The following is a 15,923-nucleotide window of genomic DNA, read 5'->3' on the forward strand; positions in this document are numbered from 1 at the left end:
CCCTGTATGGAACTGCAGCCGCCGCCTCCCCGGTCCCCGCAGCCCGAAGGCTGTCTCACCGTCGCGATCCGCATCCCCCTGCGCATCGTCGTCCTGGTGCTGGTGGTGCCGGTGCGGATGGCGTGGGACGCGCTCGTCGTCGCCGGAAGGTTTCTGCGGGACACCGTGTTCCGGCCGCTCGGCCGGGCGCTGCTCTGGGCCGGAAAGGCCCTGTTCGTCTGGCCGTTCGTGGGCCTGTGGCGCTATGTCCTGGTCCCCGTCGGCAAGGCGCTGGCCTGGCTCTGCACCGTGCTCGTCGTCGTACCGGCCGTGTGGTTCCACCGGCACGTCCTCACGCCCGTCGGGCACGCCGTCGCGTGGCTGGCGCGCGGCGTGGGCGCCGGGCTCGGCTGGGTGTACGCGCGCGTGCTGCTCCCGGTCGGGCGCGCGGTCGCCTGGCTGCTGAGGGGCATCGGCGCCGTGCTGGCCGCCGTGGGCATCGGCGTGTACACGGCGGTCGCCTGGCTGGTGCGGTACCTGCTGGTCGTGCCCGCGCGATGGCTGTACGACTGGGTCCTCGCGCCCGTCGGACGTGCCGTCGCCTGGGGCGTACGAGGGCTGGGACGGCTGCTGGGCGTGATCGCCACCGGCATCGGAGTCGCCCTGTACTGGATCCTCCGCGTCCTCTTCGTGCTGCCCGCCCTCGCGCTGTGGCGCTGGATCCTCGCGCCCGTCGGCCGGTTCCTCGCCGTCGTGGCACGGGAGGTCGGGGACGCCCTCGGGCACGCCTGGCGGATCGCCGGACGGATCTCCCGGGCCGTCGGCCGGGCGCTCGGGACCCTCTTCCGGTGGATCTTCGTGGAGCCGGTGCGCTGGGTGTACCGGACCGTCCTCACCCCGGTCGGCCATGTCGTCCGGGACGCCGTCCTGCGGCCCGTCGCCGAGGGCGCGCGCGTGGTGGGCCGGGCCGTGCGCGAGGCGCTGGCCGGCGCCCGCGAGACGGTACGGCAGGCCCGCGCGGACTTCCGGCGGATGCTGTTCGGCGAACCCCGCCGGCCGGCCCCCGTGGACCGGCGGGAACCTCAGGGGCCCGCGACACGTACTCTTGGTGGTAGTAGGACCGCACTCACGAAGGACTAGGACACTGGGCAAGCGACAGCCCGAAGGCCCGCCGCCCGCACCCGCGGTGCAGCGCATCCGACTGCGCTACACCAAGCGCGGCCGCCTGAGGTTCACCAGCCACCGAGACTTCCAGCGCGCCTTCGAGCGGGCGTTGCGCCGTGCCGAGGTGCCCATGGCGTACTCGGCCGGGTTCACGCCGCACCCGAAGGTGTCGTACGCCAATGCCGCACCCACCGGCACGGGCAGTGAGGCGGAGTATCTGGAGATCGCGCTCACCGCGGCGCGTGACCCAAAGACGCTGCGCGTCCTCCTCGACGAGTCGCTGCCCGCCGGGCTCGACATCGTCGACGCGGTCGAGGCGCGGACCTCCGGCCTCGCCGACCGGCTCACAGCCTCCGTCTGGGAGCTGCGGCTGGACGGCGTCGACCCGGCCGACGCCGAGCGCGCGGCCCTGGCCTTCCAGAAGGCCGAGACCGTCGAGGTGCAGCGGATGACCAAGAACGGCGTCCGCACCTTCGACGCCCGCCCCGCGGTGGTGAGCCTGGAAACGCACGGTTCACCGGCTGATAGGCCGACCGACCAGCCCTGTGCGATACTGCGGCTGGTTGTTCGGCACGTGACGCCTGCCGTACGACCCGACGACGTCCTGTCCGGTCTCCGCGCCGTGGCCGACCTGGCGCCGCCGGTCCCCGCAGCGGTGACCAGGCTGGCGCAGGGGCTGTTCGATGAAGAGACCGGCACGGTGACCGACCCGCTCGCGCCCGACCGCGAGGCAGCCGAGGCCCTGACGGCCCAGCCGGCCGCCGCCGCGACGGCGCCGACGCCGGAAGGTCCCGCGTAGGGACGGACGTCGTAGCGCCGCCCTTGTACTCGGGAGCCACCTGGGTCGGGCAGCGCACCGACCAGAAGACTTTCGCCAGGCCGTACCGACAAGGCGTACGGAACCGGCGAGACAGGACACAGAGTGCTCCCGTGCGGCGCCCGCGCCCCGGACGGCGGCCATCGCGCATCGCGCGGGCCGCGGACGTCAACGGCGGCCGGTCCCTAGAGACCGGCGTCGGACCAGGCGCGGCGCCCGGGAGCCTGACGGGAGAAACGCCCGCATGCTCGAGCCGACCGAACCCACCGAGTCCTCAACGGGCTCCGAACTGAACACTCCGAGCGACACCCTGCCGCCGCGCAGGCGTCGCCGGGCCTCCTCGCGCCCCGCCGGCCCGCCGGCCGGCACCGAGGCGTCCGCCGAGGTCACGATGCCGGCCATACCGGCCGCGGACTCCGACGAGATCGCCGAGGACACCGAAGGGGCCGTGGCCGCCACTGAGGCCGGAGAGGCCCTTGAGGCGATCGAGGCGGAAGAGGCCCCCGAGGCCGATGTGAGTGCGGAGACCGCACAGGCCGTGGAAGAGGCCCCGCCCGCCGGCCGTACGCGCCGTCGCGCCACGCGCCGCGCGTCCGCCCCCGCCGGGGCGCCGTCGGCCGCCGAGGCCGTCGTGGCGGCCCCCGCCGTCGCCGAGACCGACAAGCCCGCCGCCGTCGCCGAGGGCGGCGAGGTCGTCGTCGGCGAGGAGGCAGCGCCCCGCCGCGTCCGCCGCCGCGCCACCCGCAGCACGTCCACGCCGACCGGCGCCGCCGCAGCAGCGGAGGCGCCCGCGACCGCCGGGGGCGCTGTGACCGAGGAGGCCGCGGAGGCCGAAGCCCCCGTCGAGGCCGCCGCCTCCACCGAGGCCGCTCCCGCCGGCCGTACGCGCCGCCGTGCCACCCGCCGCGCGTCCGCCCCCGCCGGGGCGCCCGCGTCCGCGGCCGAGGAGGCCACCGAGACCGTCGTGCCGGCCGCGTCCGTGGCGGCCGGGGCCCTGCCGGAGCCTGCCGCCGAGGCGCCGGCCCCTGCCGAGGAGGAGGCGCCCGCCGGCCGTACCCGCCGTCGTGCCACGCGCCGCGCGTCCGCCCCCGCCGGGGCGCCCGCGTCCGCGTCCGAGGAGGCCACCGAGACCGTCGTGCCGGCCGCGTCCGTGGCGGCCGGGGCCCTGCCGGAGCCTGCCGCCGCCGAGGCGCCGGCCCCTGCCGAGGAGGAGGCGCCCGCCGGCCGTACCCGCCGCCGTGCCACCCGCCGCGCGTCCGCGCCCGCCGGGGCGCCGAACGCCGCCTCTGAGGAGGCCCCCGCCGCGGTCACCGCCGAGGTCCCCGTGGCCGCCGAGGTGAGCGGTGCCGCCGAGGAGGCAGCCCCGCGCCGTACCCGCCGCCGCGCCACGCGCCGCGTGTCCGCGCCCGCCGAGACCGAGAAGACCACCGTCGAGGCCGCGTCCGCCGACGCCGGCGCGCACACCCCGGAGGTCCCCGTCACCACGCACACCACCGAGCCCGCCTCCGCCGCCCAGGCCCCGCAGGCTCCCGCGGCACAGGCGCCCGCCGAGGAAGCCGCGCCGCGACGGGCCCGGCGCCGGGCGGTGCGCCCCGTGTTCGGGTTCTCCGAGCCCGCGAAGTCCGCGCCGGCCGCCGAGGCCGAGACCGAGGGCGCCGAGGCCGGGTCCCCGCGCAGGCCCGCCCGCCCCGCCGTCGCCGTCTTCCAGGCGCCGGTGTTCGCCGAGCCGAGGTTCCAGACCCCGGAGCGCGCCGCCGCCGAGGCGGCCGCGGAGGCCGTCGAGCCGGCGGAGTCCGAGGAGTACGCGGAGGAGCGCGCCGAGTCCGGCTCGCGCCGCCGCCGTCGTCGCAAGGGCGCCGCCGTCGCCGAGGAGACCCGCGCCGGCCAGGCCGAAGAGCCGGAGGAGGCCGGGGAGGCCGCCGAGTCGGAGGAGGCCCAGGAGCCCGTCGAGGACCTCGCCGAGGGCGAGGAGGCCGAGGACGGCGAGGAGTCGGAGGGCGCCGAGGGCTTCGAGGAGTCCGGCTCGCGTCGCCGTCGCCGTCGGGGCGGCCGTCGTCGCCGTCGCGGCGAGGCCGGCGACGGCGAGGGCGCGGACGCCGAGGCCGAGGAACTGGCCGCCGAGCAGGCCGCGCAGGACGCCGAGGACACCGCCGAGCAGGAGGAAGAGGACGCCGAGGAGGCCCACGACGAGGCCGGGTCCTCCAGCTCCAGCAGCCGCCGTCGCCGTCGTCGCCGTCGCCGCGCCGGTGACACCGGCGTCGACACCGAGCCCGGCGAGGGCGACCCGGAGCGCACGGTCGTCAAGGTCCGTGAGCCCCGCCCGAAGGCCGAGCCGTCCGACGAGGTGCAGTCCATCAAGGGCTCGACCCGTCTGGAGGCCAAGAAGCAGCGCCGCCGGGAAGGCCGGGAGCAGGGCCGCCGCCGCGTCCCGATCATCACCGAGGCCGAGTTCCTGGCCCGCCGCGAGGCCGTCGAGCGCGTGATGGTCGTGCGCCAGCACGGCGAGCGCACGCAGATCGGCGTCCTGGAGGACGGCGTGCTCGTCGAGCACTACGTCAACAAGGAGCAGTCGACCTCGTACGTCGGCAACGTCTACCTGGGCAAGGTCCAGAACGTGCTGCCGTCGATGGAGGCCGCCTTCATCGACATCGGCAAGGGCCGCAACGCCGTCCTGTACGCCGGTGAGGTCAACTTCGAGGCGCTGGGCATGGCCAACGGCCCGCGCCGCATCGAGTCCGCCCTGAAGTCCGGGCAGTCGGTCCTCGTGCAGGTCACCAAGGACCCGATCGGGCACAAGGGCGCGCGACTGACCAGCCAGGTCTCCCTGCCGGGCCGCTACCTCGTGTACGTCCCCGAGGGCTCCATGACCGGCATCAGCCGCAAGCTGCCCGACACCGAGCGGGCCCGGCTGAAGACCATCCTCAAGAAGATCGTCCCCGAGGACGCGGGCGTGATCGTGCGCACCGCCGCCGAGGGCGCGAGCGAGGACGAGCTGCGCCGCGACGTCGAGCGGCTGCAGGCGCAGTGGGAGGACATCCAGAAGAAGTCGAAGAACGGCAACGCCCCGACGCTGCTGTACGGCGAGCCGGACATGACCGTCCGGGTCGTGCGCGACATCTTCAACGAGGACTTCTCCAAGGTCATCGTCAGCGGTGACGAGGCCTGGGACACCGTGTACGGGTACGTCTCGCACGTCGCCCCCGACCTCGCCGAACGGCTGTCGAAGTGGACCTCCGAGGTCGACGTCTTCGCCACCTACCGGATCGACGAGCAGCTCGCCAAGGCGCTGGACCGCAAGGTCTGGCTGCCCAGCGGCGGTTCGCTGGTGATCGACCGGACCGAGGCGATGGTCGTCGTCGACGTCAACACCGGCAAGTTCACCGGCCAGGGCGGCAACCTGGAGGAGACGGTCACCAGGAACAACCTGGAGGCGGCCGAGGAGATCGTGCGCCAGCTCAGGCTGCGCGACCTCGGCGGCATCATCGTGATCGACTTCATCGACATGGTCCTGGAGTCCAACCGCGACCTGGTGCTGCGCCGTCTGCTGGAGTGCCTGGGCCGCGACCGCACGAAGCACCAGGTGGCCGAGGTGACCTCGCTGGGGCTGGTGCAGATGACCCGCAAGCGGGTCGGCCAGGGCCTGCTGGAGTCCTTCTCCGAGAACTGCGTGCACTGCAACGGCCGCGGTGTCATCGTGCACATGGAGCAGCCGACGGCCGTCGGCGGCGGTGGCGGCAAGCGCAAGAAGCGCGGCAGGGGCGGTGACGCGCACGAGCACGTGCACGAGACCGCCGCCGTGGCCGTGGAGGCCGGTGAGGCCGTCGAGCCCGAGGTGGAGACCGCCGTCGAGGTGGCCGCCGAGGTCGCCGAGCCGGTCGCCCTGCCGGCCCCCGAGTTCACGCCGGACGAGGAGCTGTACAGCAGCGTCGCCGAGGCGGAGGCGGCGGCCACCCGTGGCCGTACGCGGCGCCGGGCGAGCCGCCGGGCCTCCGCTCCGGCGGGCGCGCCGAAGGCGGAGCGGGCCCCGAAGGCCGAGGCCTTCCGTGGCCGGGCTCCGCAGGCGGAGGCCGCTCAGGAAGAGGCCCCGAGGACCGAGGCCGCCGTCGCGCCGACCGCGCAGGACGTCACCGCCCAGGAGGCGGCGGCGCGCCCGGTGCGTCCGGAGCCGGCCGTCGAGGCGCTGGCCGAGCCCGCGGCCGTCGAGGACCAGGTGGTTCCGGCGCCGCAGGGCGAGGCTGTCGAGGAGGCCGCGCCCAAGGGCCGTACGCGTCGTCGTGCGACCCGCAAGGTGTCGGCGCCGGCGGGTTCCCCCGCGGGGGCCGAGGCGGCCGTGGTGACGGTGTCCGAGACCGCGCCCGCGGTCGAGGCACCGGTGGCACAGCCCGGGGCCGTCGCGCCGGCCCAGGCCGACGAGGCGCCCGCCGAGAGCGCCGCCCCGGCCCGCACGCGGCGCCGTGCCGTGCGTGTGGCCAGCGCGCCGACCGCCGCCGAGGAAACGGCCGTCGTGGTCGTCCCGTCGGGCGCGGCGGAGGAGGCCCCGGTCGCCGTGGAGGCGGCGGAGGAGGCCGCTCCGGCCAAGAAGGCGGCCCGCAAGACCGCCAAGAAGGCCACGGCGAAGAAGGCTGCCGCCAAGAAGACGGTGGCCAAGAAGACGGTGGCCAAGAAGACGGCCGCGAAGAAGACGACGGCCAAGAAGGCGGCGAAGACCGCCAAGACGGCCGCCGCGAAGTCGACGGCGAAGAAGACCACCACGGTCTCCGCCCCCGCCGACGAGGGCTGATGCCCACCGTGTGCGGCCGGTCCGGTGACCGGCCGCACACCCGTGCGGCCGTGTCGCGGCCTGGTCCGTGTGACCGGCCGCACACCCCGGGGCCCGGTTTGACCCCCTCGGCCGTGCCCCGTAACCTTGACCGTCGGCGTGTCACTGAGCGCGCCACATCCCCGTAAACCTCTTCCTCCCGGACGCAAGGCGGGCCGGGAGAGGTCGCCCATGTGTCATGGGCGGCTGGCCTGCGGGGGTGCCGGTTCTGACGAGCGAAAGAGAGATCCGCGTGTACGCCATCGTGCGCAGCGGTGGTCGCCAGCACAAGGTTGCTGTCGGCGACATCGTTGAGGTTGACAAGATTTCCACTGCCAAGGTTGGCGACACGGTCGAGCTCTCGACCCTGCTCGTTGTCGACGGCGACGCCGTGACCAGCGACCCGTGGGTGCTGGCCGGCATCAAGGTCCAGGCCGAGGTCGTGGACCACCACAAGGGCCAGAAGATCGACATTCTGCGCTACAAGAACAAGACCGGCTACCGCCGTCGGCAGGGCCACCGCCAGCAGTACACGGCGATCAAGGTCACGTCGATCCCCACGGCTGCGAAGTAAGGGACTGAGGAGACATGGCACACAAGAAGGGCGCATCGTCCACCCGGAACGGTCGCGACTCCAATGCCCAGCGGCTCGGCGTGAAGCGCTTCGGCGGTCAGGTCGTGAACGCGGGTGAGATCCTGGTCCGCCAGCGCGGCACCCACTTCCACCCCGGCGCCGGTGTCGGCCGCGGTGGCGACGACACGCTGTTCGCGCTGCAGGCCGGTGCGGTGGAGTTCGGTACCCACCGTGGCCGCAAGGTCGTGAACATCGTTCCGGTCGCCTGAATCGCCTGATTCAGCACCGAACGCTTTCGCGAGGCGGACCTCACTTCCCGGTCGGGAAGCGGGTCCGCCTTTCGCGTGTTGACCAGTGTGTTCGCGTGAACCCCTGTGTTAACAACTGGACATACCCGTACTTTTCTGGAGGCACTGAACCATGACCACCTTCGTGGACCGCGTCGAGCTGCACGTCGCCGCGGGTAACGGAGGCCACGGCTGTGCCTCCGTACACCGGGAGAAGTTCAAGCCGCTCGGCGGCCCGGACGGCGGCAACGGCGGCCGCGGCGGTGACGTCATCCTCACCGTCGACCAGTCCATTACGACGCTGCTCGACTACCACCACTCGCCGCACCGCAAGGCCACCAACGGCAAGCCCGGCGAGGGCGGCAACCGCTCCGGCAAGGACGGCGAGGACCTGGTCCTGCCGGTGCCGGACGGAACGGTCGTGCTGGACAAGGCGGGCAACGTGCTCGCCGACCTGGTCGGGCACGGCACGTCGTACATCGCCGCGCAGGGCGGCCGGGGCGGCCTCGGCAACGCGGCGCTGGCCTCCGCCCGCCGCAAGGCGCCCGGCTTCGCCCTGCTCGGCGTGCCCGGGGACCTGCAGGACATCGTCCTGGAGCTGAAGACCGTCGCCGACGTGGCCCTCGTCGGCTACCCGAGCGCCGGCAAGTCCTCGCTGATCTCCGTGCTCAGCGCGGCCAAGCCGAAGATCGCCGACTACCCCTTCACGACCCTCGTGCCCAACCTGGGCGTGGTGACCGCGGGGTCGACCGTCTACACCATCGCCGACGTGCCGGGTCTGATCCCGGGCGCCAGCCAGGGCAAGGGCCTGGGCCTGGAGTTCCTGCGGCACGTGGAGCGCTGCAGCGTGCTGGTGCACGTGCTGGACACCGCGACCCTGGAGTCCGACCGCGACCCGCTCTCCGACCTCGACATCATCGAGGAGGAGCTGCGGCAGTACGGCGGTCTCGACAACCGGCCCCGGATCGTCGTCCTGAACAAGGTCGACGTGCCCGACGGCAAGGACCTCGCCGAGATGGTCCGTCCCGACCTGGAGGCCCGCGGCTACCGCGTCTTCGAGGTCTCGGCCGTCGCCCACATCGGGCTGCGGGAGCTGTCGTTCGCGCTCGGCGAGCTGGTCGCCGGGGCGCGTGCCGCGAAGCCGAAGGAGGAGGCGACGCGGATCGTCATCCGGCCCAAGGCCGTGGACGACGCGGGCTTCACCGTCACCCGTGAGGAGGCCGGCGGCGAGGCGCTGTTCCGGGTGCGCGGCGAGAAGCCCGAACGCTGGGTGCGCCAGACCGACTTCAACAACGACGAGGCCGTCGGCTATCTCGCCGACCGGCTCAACCGCCTCGGTGTGGAAGAGCAGCTGATGAAGGCGGGCGCCCGGTCCGGCGACGGTGTCGCCATCGGTCCCGAGGAGAACGCCGTCGTCTTCGACTGGGAGCCGACGGTCATGGCCGGCGCGGAGATGCTGGGCCGCCGCGGCGAGGACCACCGCTTCGAGGCGCCGAGGCCCGCGGCCCAGCGCCGCCGGGACAAGCAGGCCGAGCGGGACGAGGTGCAGAGCGAGTACGACGACTTCGACCCGTTCGAGTAGGACGCGGTCGGCTGCCGTCGCCGTCCGGGGCTGCCGCTCCCGGCTCGGCGCGGCGGCCGGAACGGCCTCGTCCGCAGGCCCCGGACCCGCCGTCGTAGGAACACAGCGAGAACCCGCGGCACACTCCAGGGCAACCGCACCCCGCCCCGGTGAGTCGAACCGTGCGGCGCCGAGCTCTCTCGGCGCCGCACTCCTGTCTGCACGACTCCCGTAGCTTCCGTGTCCCACCTCAGTCTCCGCCGGTGCGCCCTCACGATCGCCACCGGCGTGGCCCTCGCCGTCGGCGCTCTCGCGGTCCCCGCCCACGCGGCCACCGCGTCGGTGCCCAGCGGCAGGCACCTGCACGACGACTTCGACGGGGACGGCTACGCCGACCTGGCCGTGGGCGCGCCGGGGGAGAACACGAAGGCCGGGGCCGTGTGGGTGGTGCGCGGCACCGCCGCCGGGCTCACCCCGACCGGCTCGTCCGGTTTCGCGAGCGGCACCCTCGGCACGGTGGCCACGGGCGCGCAGCCGGGTCACCGCTTCGGTTGCTGATTCTCCGGCGCGTTTCCGATCTGTCGTCAGATCCGTTGTGGAGCGAGGGTGTTCCCGTGCCGCAACGGATCTCCTGCTGTCTCCTCATTTGTCATGCTCGCGATTGAGTTCGTTCAGCAGGCGGACCGTCCGGCCGTGGGAGTTTCCCCGTGTCCGAAGAGGCCACCGTGGCAAGGGAGTCAGAGCATGACCGCAGCATCGCCCGATCGCCGCCGCTTTCTGACCGCCGGGGCCGCCGTCCTCGGTGCCGCGGCCTCCGCCCAGTTGTGGTTGCCGGGCACGGCCCGCGCCGCGGGCACCCCGCTCCCCGACGGGGTCTTCACCCTCGGCGTCTCCTCCGGCGACCCGCTGCCCGACGGCATCGTGCTGTGGACCAGACTCGCGCCCGACCCGCTCGACGGCGGCGGCATGCCCGACGAGGTCTTCCCCGTGGAGTGGGAGCTCGCCGAGGACGAGCGGTTCCACCGGAGCGTCTGCCGGGGCACCGCCCAGGCCCGGCCCGAATTCGGCCACAGCGTCCACGTGGACGTCCGCGGGCTGCGCCCGGACCGCCCGTACTGGTACCGCTTCCGGGCCGGCGGCCAGCTCTCGCCCGCCGGCCGCACCCGCACCGCGCCCCACCCGCACCAGCGGGGCGGTTCTCTGCGTGTCGCCCTCGCCTCCTGCCAGAACTGGCAGCACGGCTATTTCACGCCGTACGCCGACATGCTCGGGCAGGACCCCGACTTCGTCCTCTTCGTCGGCGACTACATCTACGAGTCCGCGCCCTCCTCGACGGCCGTGCGGCGGCACGAGGGCAAGGGGGAGCCGTACACCCTGGAGCAGTACCGCAACCGGTACGCCCAGTACCGCACCGACCCCGACCTGGCCGCGATGCACGCGAACGCGCCCTGGGTGGTCACCTTCGACGACCACGAGGTCGACAACGACTGGGCCGGCGAGATCCCGCAGGACCCGGACAAGCAGTCGCACGACGCGTTCGTGGCCCGGCTGACGGCGGCCTTCCAGGCGTACTACGAGCACATGCCGGTGCGGCCCTCCGCGATCCCCGACGGCCCGCACATCCAGATGTACCGCCGCCTGGAGTTCGGCCGCCTGGCCCGGCTCAACGTGCTGGACACCCGGCAGTTCCGCAGCGACCAGGCGAGCACGCAGGAGGGCGCCGAGTCGCCCTCGACGACCATGCTGGGCGCCGAGCAGAAGCAGTGGCTGCTCGACGGGCTGCACGACTCCCCGGCCCGCTGGAACCTGATCGCCTCGCAGATCATGATGGCCGAGACCGATCTGCTGCCGGGTGACGGCAAACTCTGGTACTACGACGCCTGGGACGGCTACCAGACCGAACGCAACGCCCTGCTGGAGGAGTTCGCCGGCATCCGCAACCCGGTCGTCCTCAGCGGCGACCGGCACCTCACGATGATCAGCGACCTCAAGGAGGACTTCGCCGACCCGGACTCCGACGTCGTCGGCGCCGAGTTCGTCGGTACGTCCATCTCCAGCAACGGCGACCAGGACCAGGATGCCTTCCATGCCCAGTGGGACCCGCTGAAGGCGGACAACCCGCACTGGAAGGTGATCGACGCGCACCGCGGCTACCACCTCTTCGACATCCGCTGCGACGGCATCGACGCGGCGGTCCGCGTCGTCGACACCGTCGTCAGGCCGCAGGCCATGGCGAGCACGCTGGCCCGGCTGCGGGTGGAGACGGACGAGCCCGGCGTCCAGGTCGTCTGACGGCAGGGGTGACAGCAGCACCGCGGGACCCACGTCGGTCCCGCGGTGCTCTCGTACGCGCCGCACCGCGCAGCGGTCCCTTGTTCCCGGCGAGACCGAAAAGCTGCGCAATCTTGATGTGGAATTCCGTGGCAATGGAGTGCCGGCCGAACCGCATTACCGCCTTGTCCGGGGCGGCGCCGTGCCCGCTATGAAGAACGCGTGTTCCCCCACGCCCCAGACGTGAAGATCGTGACCCCGCGCCGGGCGTGCGGGTGCCCGGACGCCGCTGTCCGAAGCGGTTGTGGCGGTGCCGAACGGGCCGTGGGCAGGGCCCCGGGAGGGGCCTGTGGACTTACTCACAGCAAATTCACGGGTGTTCGCGGGGCCCGCGCGCAATCACCATGCGTGCCAGGTGAATGACAGGTTGCGCCCGCATATGCATGGGATGTCGCTCACCTTGCACTGCGCTTACCGAAAGTGGGACCATTTCACGGTTCCCTGTCGCCCCAAGGTAGGTCACCTGTGTCCCAGCACATAGCCAAGCCCCGTACCACCGCAGTGATCCTGGCCGGTGGCACCGGTCAGCGGGTGGGTCTGTCGATCCCCAAGCAGCTGCTGAAGATCGCCGGCAAGGCAGTCATCGAGCACACCCTGACCACCTTCGAGAGGGCCGACTCGATCGACGACATCATCGTGCTGATGGCACCGGGCTATGTGCCGGACATCGAGAAGATCGTCGCCAAGGCCGGCTTCACCAAGGTGAAGAAGATCATCGAGGGCGGCTCGACGCGGAACGAGACCACCGAGCGTGCGATCACCGCCCTCGGTGAGGGGCTGGCCGAGGGCGAGGACCGCAACGTCCTCTTCCACGACGCCGTGCGCCCCCTGCTCTCGCAGCGGGTCATCGACGACTGCGTGGTGGCGCTGGAGCGTTACCAGGCCGTGGACGTCGCCATCCCGTCCGCGGACACGATCATCGTGACCCGCACCCACGGCGAGGACGGCGAGTTCATCACCGAGATCCCGGACCGCTCCCGGCTGCGCCGCGGCCAGACCCCGCAGGCGTTCAAGCTGTCCACGATCCGCCGCGCCTACGAGGTCGCCGCCGGCGACCCCAACTTCCAGGCCACGGACGACTGTTCCGTCGTGCTCAAGTACCTGCCGGACGTGCCGATCCACGTCGTCGCGGGTGACGAGTACAACATGAAGGTGACCCAGCCGGTCGACGTCTTCATCGCCGACAAGCTGTTCCAGCTCGCCTCCACCGCCGCGCCCGAGCAGAACGGCGAGGAGGCCTACCGCGAGCTCCTCACCGGCAAGACCATCGTGATCTTCGGCGGTTCCTACGGCATCGGCAAGGACATCGCCGAACTCGCCGGGTCCTACGGCGCGAACGTCTACGCCCTGGGCCGCTCCACCACCGGCACCCACGTGGAGAACCCGGAGGAGGTCGACGACGCGCTGTCCAAGGCGTACGCGGAGACCGGCCGGATCGACTACGTCGTCAACACCGCGGGCGTGCTGCGCATCGGCAAGCTCGCCGAGACCGACAACGCCACCATCGAGGAGGCGCTGAAGGTCAACTACCTGGCCCCGGTGCAGATCGCCCGTTCCAGCTACAAGTACCTCGCCGAGACCAACGGCCAGCTGCTGCTGTACACCTCCAGCAGCTACACCCGCGGCCGCGCCGAGTACTCCCTGTACTCCTCCACCAAGGCCGCCATGGTGAACCTCACCCAGGCGCTGTCCGACGAGTGGGCCGGCGACGGCATCCGCGTCAACTGCATCAACCCCGAGCGCACCGCCACCCCGATGCGCACCAAGGCCTTCGGCCAGGAGCCCGCGGGTTCGCTGCTCTCCTCCGAAGCCGTGGCGGGTACGTCCCTGGACGTGCTGCTGTCCGAACTGACCGGCCATGTCATCGACGTCCGCCAGCAGGACCCGACGGCGGGTGCCGCGAAGGCCTCCGGTTTCGAACAGGCCCTGGCCACGGTCCTGGACCGCCAGGACGGCGTGTAATAATTCGTCAATACCTTTTCGGAATTCAGGCCTCTGCCGCCGCTCATTCACCGGGCGTTTAGCAGAGGCCTGAATCCGTACATCGCGCACATCTCTTACATCTTTCGCGAACCGGCACTCCCCCTCCCAGAGCAGGTTTCTCCGTGATATCCACCGCTATTCGCGTCGCCCGGGTGGGCAGTGCGGCCGAGCTGACCGCGGCGGCCCTCATGATCCTGGGCTTCCCGGCGCTCATGCTGGCCGCGCTCGTCCCGAGCGTGCCCGCCTTCGCGGCCCTTGCCGCCGTGACGTACCTGGCGGACCACTATCTGCACCGCAAGGGCAGCTACCTGATCAACCGCCTCAGCAAGATCCGGGCGGGCCTGTCGATCCGCTTCCTGATCCGGCAGCTGCTGCTGATCCTGCTGCTGGCCCGGCTGTCGCACGCGGACGACCTGATCTTCTACGGCGCCGTCGCCTGCTTCATCGCCTTCTACGGCCTCCAGGCCCCGCACGGCGCGCTGGTCACCCTCATCCGCAACCGCCGCCGGATGCCGGTCGCCACCCGCAACATCGACCTGAAGTCCCGCATCCGCATCCCGGACGCCCCGCCGCGCAAGCTGCTGCACCGCAGCGCGGAGAAGATGCTCCACCTCGACCTGTTCGCGATGATCGGAATCGTGATCTCCGCCGAGCTGGACTCGTCGGCCGCCGGCTTCGTCGGCATCGGCCTCACCGTCGCCCTGGGTGTGCTGTACGTCCTGGTGCTCGTGCCGTTCGTGCGCGGCCGGAAGATCCCGCCGAGGGGCGATGTGGTCCTCGCCGCGGTCGACGACTGGCTGGCCTCCTACAAGCCCGAGACGGCCCTTTACTTCTCCGGCTCCAAGGACTCCGCGTACCAGGTGAACATGTGGCTGGAGACGATGGAGCAGCTGGACACCCGGCCGCTGATCATCCTGCGCGAGCGGGCCATCCTGAACAACCTCGCGCCGACCACGGTCCCCGTCATCTGCGTGCCCGGAGGGGTGCACCTGATGAACATGGACCTGTCGACCGTGCGCGTCGCCCTGTACGCGGCCAACGTCGGCAAGAACATCCACATGCTGCGCGTGCCCACCATGAAGCACGTCTTCATCGGCCACGGCGACAGCGACAAGCTCGCCAGCGTCAACCCGTACAGCAAGGTCTACGACGAGGTGTGGACCGCCGGCCGGGCCGGCCGGGACCGCTACGCCATCGCCGACGTCGGCGTCCGTGACGACGACATCGTGGAGGTCGGCCGCCCGCAGCTCGCGCCGATCCAGAGCTGGCAGGGCGTGCCCGAGGACCGCATCCCGACGGTTCTCTACGCACCGACCTGGGAGGGCTGGGACGGCAACCCCGGCAACACCTCCGTCGTGCTCGCCGGCGAGAACATCGTGCGCAAGCTCGTCGCGGCCGACCCGCCGGTGCGCGTCCTGTACAAGCCGCACCCGTTCACCGGCACCGTCAGCAAGGAGGCCGGCGCCGCGCACAAGCGGATCACCGCGCTGGTCGAAAAGGCCGCCGCCGAGCGTGGCGCCGACTCCCGCTTCGCCTGCGACGGCGCCGCCATCGCCGGGGCCAAGGCCGAGCTGGCCCGGATCGAGGCGCGGCTCGCCGAGCTGGCCGCGGCCCGCGGCGACAGGGGCGACGAGGCCGAGGCCACCCGCGAAGGCGTCGTCGACGTGGCCAGGCATGAGGAGATCGCCCGGCTGCGCACCGAGTGGAACACCGCCTACTGGCGCTCCTTCCCCGCCTACGAGCACCGCGTGATCACGGGCGCCGAACCGCGCCTGTACGACTGCTTCAACGTCTCCGACGCGATGGTCTCGGACATCTCCTCGGTGGTCTCCGACTTCATCGCGAGCGGCAAGCCGTACGCGGTCACCGACTCCGGCGAGCTCGGCCACGAGGAGTTCAGGCGGCAGAACACGGCCGTGCGCGCCGCGGTGGTCCTGTCCAACGACGCGGCCGAGCTGGGCGGCCTGCTGGACGCCGTGCGCGACCCGTCCGCCGACCCGCTGATGGACGCCCGCACGGAGCTGAAGCGGTACCTGCTGGGCCCGGACGAGCCGAGGTCCATCGACCAGTTCAACGCCGCGGTGGCCGGCCTGGCCCTGAAGTCCGAGGCCCGCAACGTGGGCCAGGAGTCCCGGCTGGGCGCCGCGAACGCGGACCCCGCAGAGACCGCCGAGCTGACCAACGCGGTGCCCGGGCAGCGGACCGCGTCCGCCGGCGATCCGGACGGTGTGAACGCGGGCTGAGCCCGCCGTCACGAGGGCCGGCCCCGGGAGCGATCCCGGGGCCGGCCCTTTTTCGCGTCTCTTACCTGGGATGAGGGTCTCTTACCGACCCTACGTACTGTAGGGCGGGAGCGGTAAGCGGATCCCAGCTTTCCGAATCCTGTGTGACGTACACCACTGATTGCCTCGTGCAGGGCAACCGCTTGC

The 15,923-nt window shown here is 72.3% G+C and carries 10 protein-coding genes; all 10 read left to right on the forward strand.

Annotated features, from left to right (window positions below; translation table 11 throughout):
- The first annotated feature begins 6 nt into the window (after positions 1 to 6).
- The 10 genes from IO33_RS0100450 to IO33_RS0100495 all read left to right on the forward strand — a co-directional run bounded on the left by IO33_RS0100450 (position 7) and on the right by IO33_RS0100495 (position 15,737).
- On the forward strand, positions 7 to 1,119 hold the full coding sequence (locus tag IO33_RS0100450; protein WP_031158709.1) for a phage tail tape measure protein: 1,113 nt from the start codon (positions 7 to 9) through the stop codon (positions 1,117 to 1,119).
- A 46-nt stretch (positions 1,120 to 1,165) separates the two neighbouring features.
- Complete coding sequence (locus IO33_RS0100455; protein WP_031158712.1) at positions 1,166 to 1,942, forward strand: TIGR03936 family radical SAM-associated protein; 777 nt, start codon at positions 1,166 to 1,168, stop codon at positions 1,940 to 1,942.
- 262 nt (positions 1,943 to 2,204) lie between these two features.
- Positions 2,205 to 6,740, forward strand: a complete 4,536-nt coding sequence (locus IO33_RS0100460) for an Rne/Rng family ribonuclease (protein ID WP_031158715.1) — start codon at positions 2,205 to 2,207, stop codon at positions 6,738 to 6,740.
- A 271-nt stretch (positions 6,741 to 7,011) separates the two neighbouring features.
- Positions 7,012 to 7,332: a 50S ribosomal protein L21 gene (gene rplU, locus IO33_RS0100465; RefSeq protein ID WP_009188585.1), complete on the forward strand. Its 321-nt coding sequence runs from the start codon at positions 7,012 to 7,014 to the stop codon at positions 7,330 to 7,332.
- Between the two features lie 14 nt (positions 7,333 to 7,346).
- Positions 7,347 to 7,601, forward strand: a complete 255-nt coding sequence (rpmA, locus tag IO33_RS0100470) for a 50S ribosomal protein L27 (protein ID WP_023550764.1) — start codon at positions 7,347 to 7,349, stop codon at positions 7,599 to 7,601.
- A gap of 151 nt (positions 7,602 to 7,752) precedes the next feature.
- Positions 7,753 to 9,201 carry a GTPase ObgE gene (gene obgE, locus IO33_RS0100475; protein ID WP_031158724.1) on the forward strand — a complete coding sequence of 483 codons (1,449 nt, stop codon included), beginning with the start codon at positions 7,753 to 7,755 and terminating at the stop codon, positions 9,199 to 9,201.
- Positions 9,202 to 9,420: 219 nt separating this feature from the next.
- The gene (locus IO33_RS0100480; RefSeq protein WP_031158727.1) at positions 9,421 to 9,738 is read left to right on the forward strand and encodes an integrin alpha; all 318 of its coding nucleotides are present in this window, start codon (positions 9,421 to 9,423) and stop codon (positions 9,736 to 9,738) included.
- A 186-nt stretch (positions 9,739 to 9,924) separates the two neighbouring features.
- Complete coding sequence (locus IO33_RS0100485) at positions 9,925 to 11,472, forward strand: alkaline phosphatase D family protein (protein ID WP_031158729.1); 1,548 nt, start codon at positions 9,925 to 9,927, stop codon at positions 11,470 to 11,472.
- Positions 11,473 to 11,976: 504 nt separating this feature from the next.
- Complete coding sequence (locus tag IO33_RS0100490) at positions 11,977 to 13,473, forward strand: bifunctional cytidylyltransferase/SDR family oxidoreductase (RefSeq protein ID WP_031158731.1); 1,497 nt, start codon at positions 11,977 to 11,979, stop codon at positions 13,471 to 13,473.
- Between the two features lie 143 nt (positions 13,474 to 13,616).
- Positions 13,617 to 15,737 (forward strand): CDP-glycerol glycerophosphotransferase family protein, encoded by a 2,121-nt coding sequence (locus IO33_RS0100495; RefSeq protein ID WP_245235645.1) that lies wholly within the window; start codon positions 13,617 to 13,619, stop codon positions 15,735 to 15,737.
- Positions 15,738 to 15,923: the final 186 nt, after the last annotated feature.

The organism is Streptomyces durhamensis (genome assembly GCF_000725475.1).
GTDB lineage: Bacteria > Actinomycetota > Actinomycetes > Streptomycetales > Streptomycetaceae > Streptomyces > Streptomyces filipinensis.

Bases quoted from the DNA above. Each gene is read 5' to 3' on its own strand.
- IO33_RS0100450 (WP_031158709.1), top strand. From the start codon at position 7: ATGGAACTGCAGCCGCCGCCTCCCCGGTCCCCGCAGCCCGAAGGCTGT.
- IO33_RS0100460 (WP_031158715.1), top strand. From the start codon at position 2,205: ATGCTCGAGCCGACCGAACCCACCGAGTCCTCAACGGGCTCCGAACTG.
- rpmA (WP_023550764.1), top strand. From the start codon at position 7,347: ATGGCACACAAGAAGGGCGCATCGTCCACCCGGAACGGTCGCGACTCC.
- obgE (WP_031158724.1), top strand. From the start codon at position 7,753: ATGACCACCTTCGTGGACCGCGTCGAGCTGCACGTCGCCGCGGGTAAC.
- IO33_RS0100485 (WP_031158729.1), top strand. From the start codon at position 9,925: ATGACCGCAGCATCGCCCGATCGCCGCCGCTTTCTGACCGCCGGGGCC.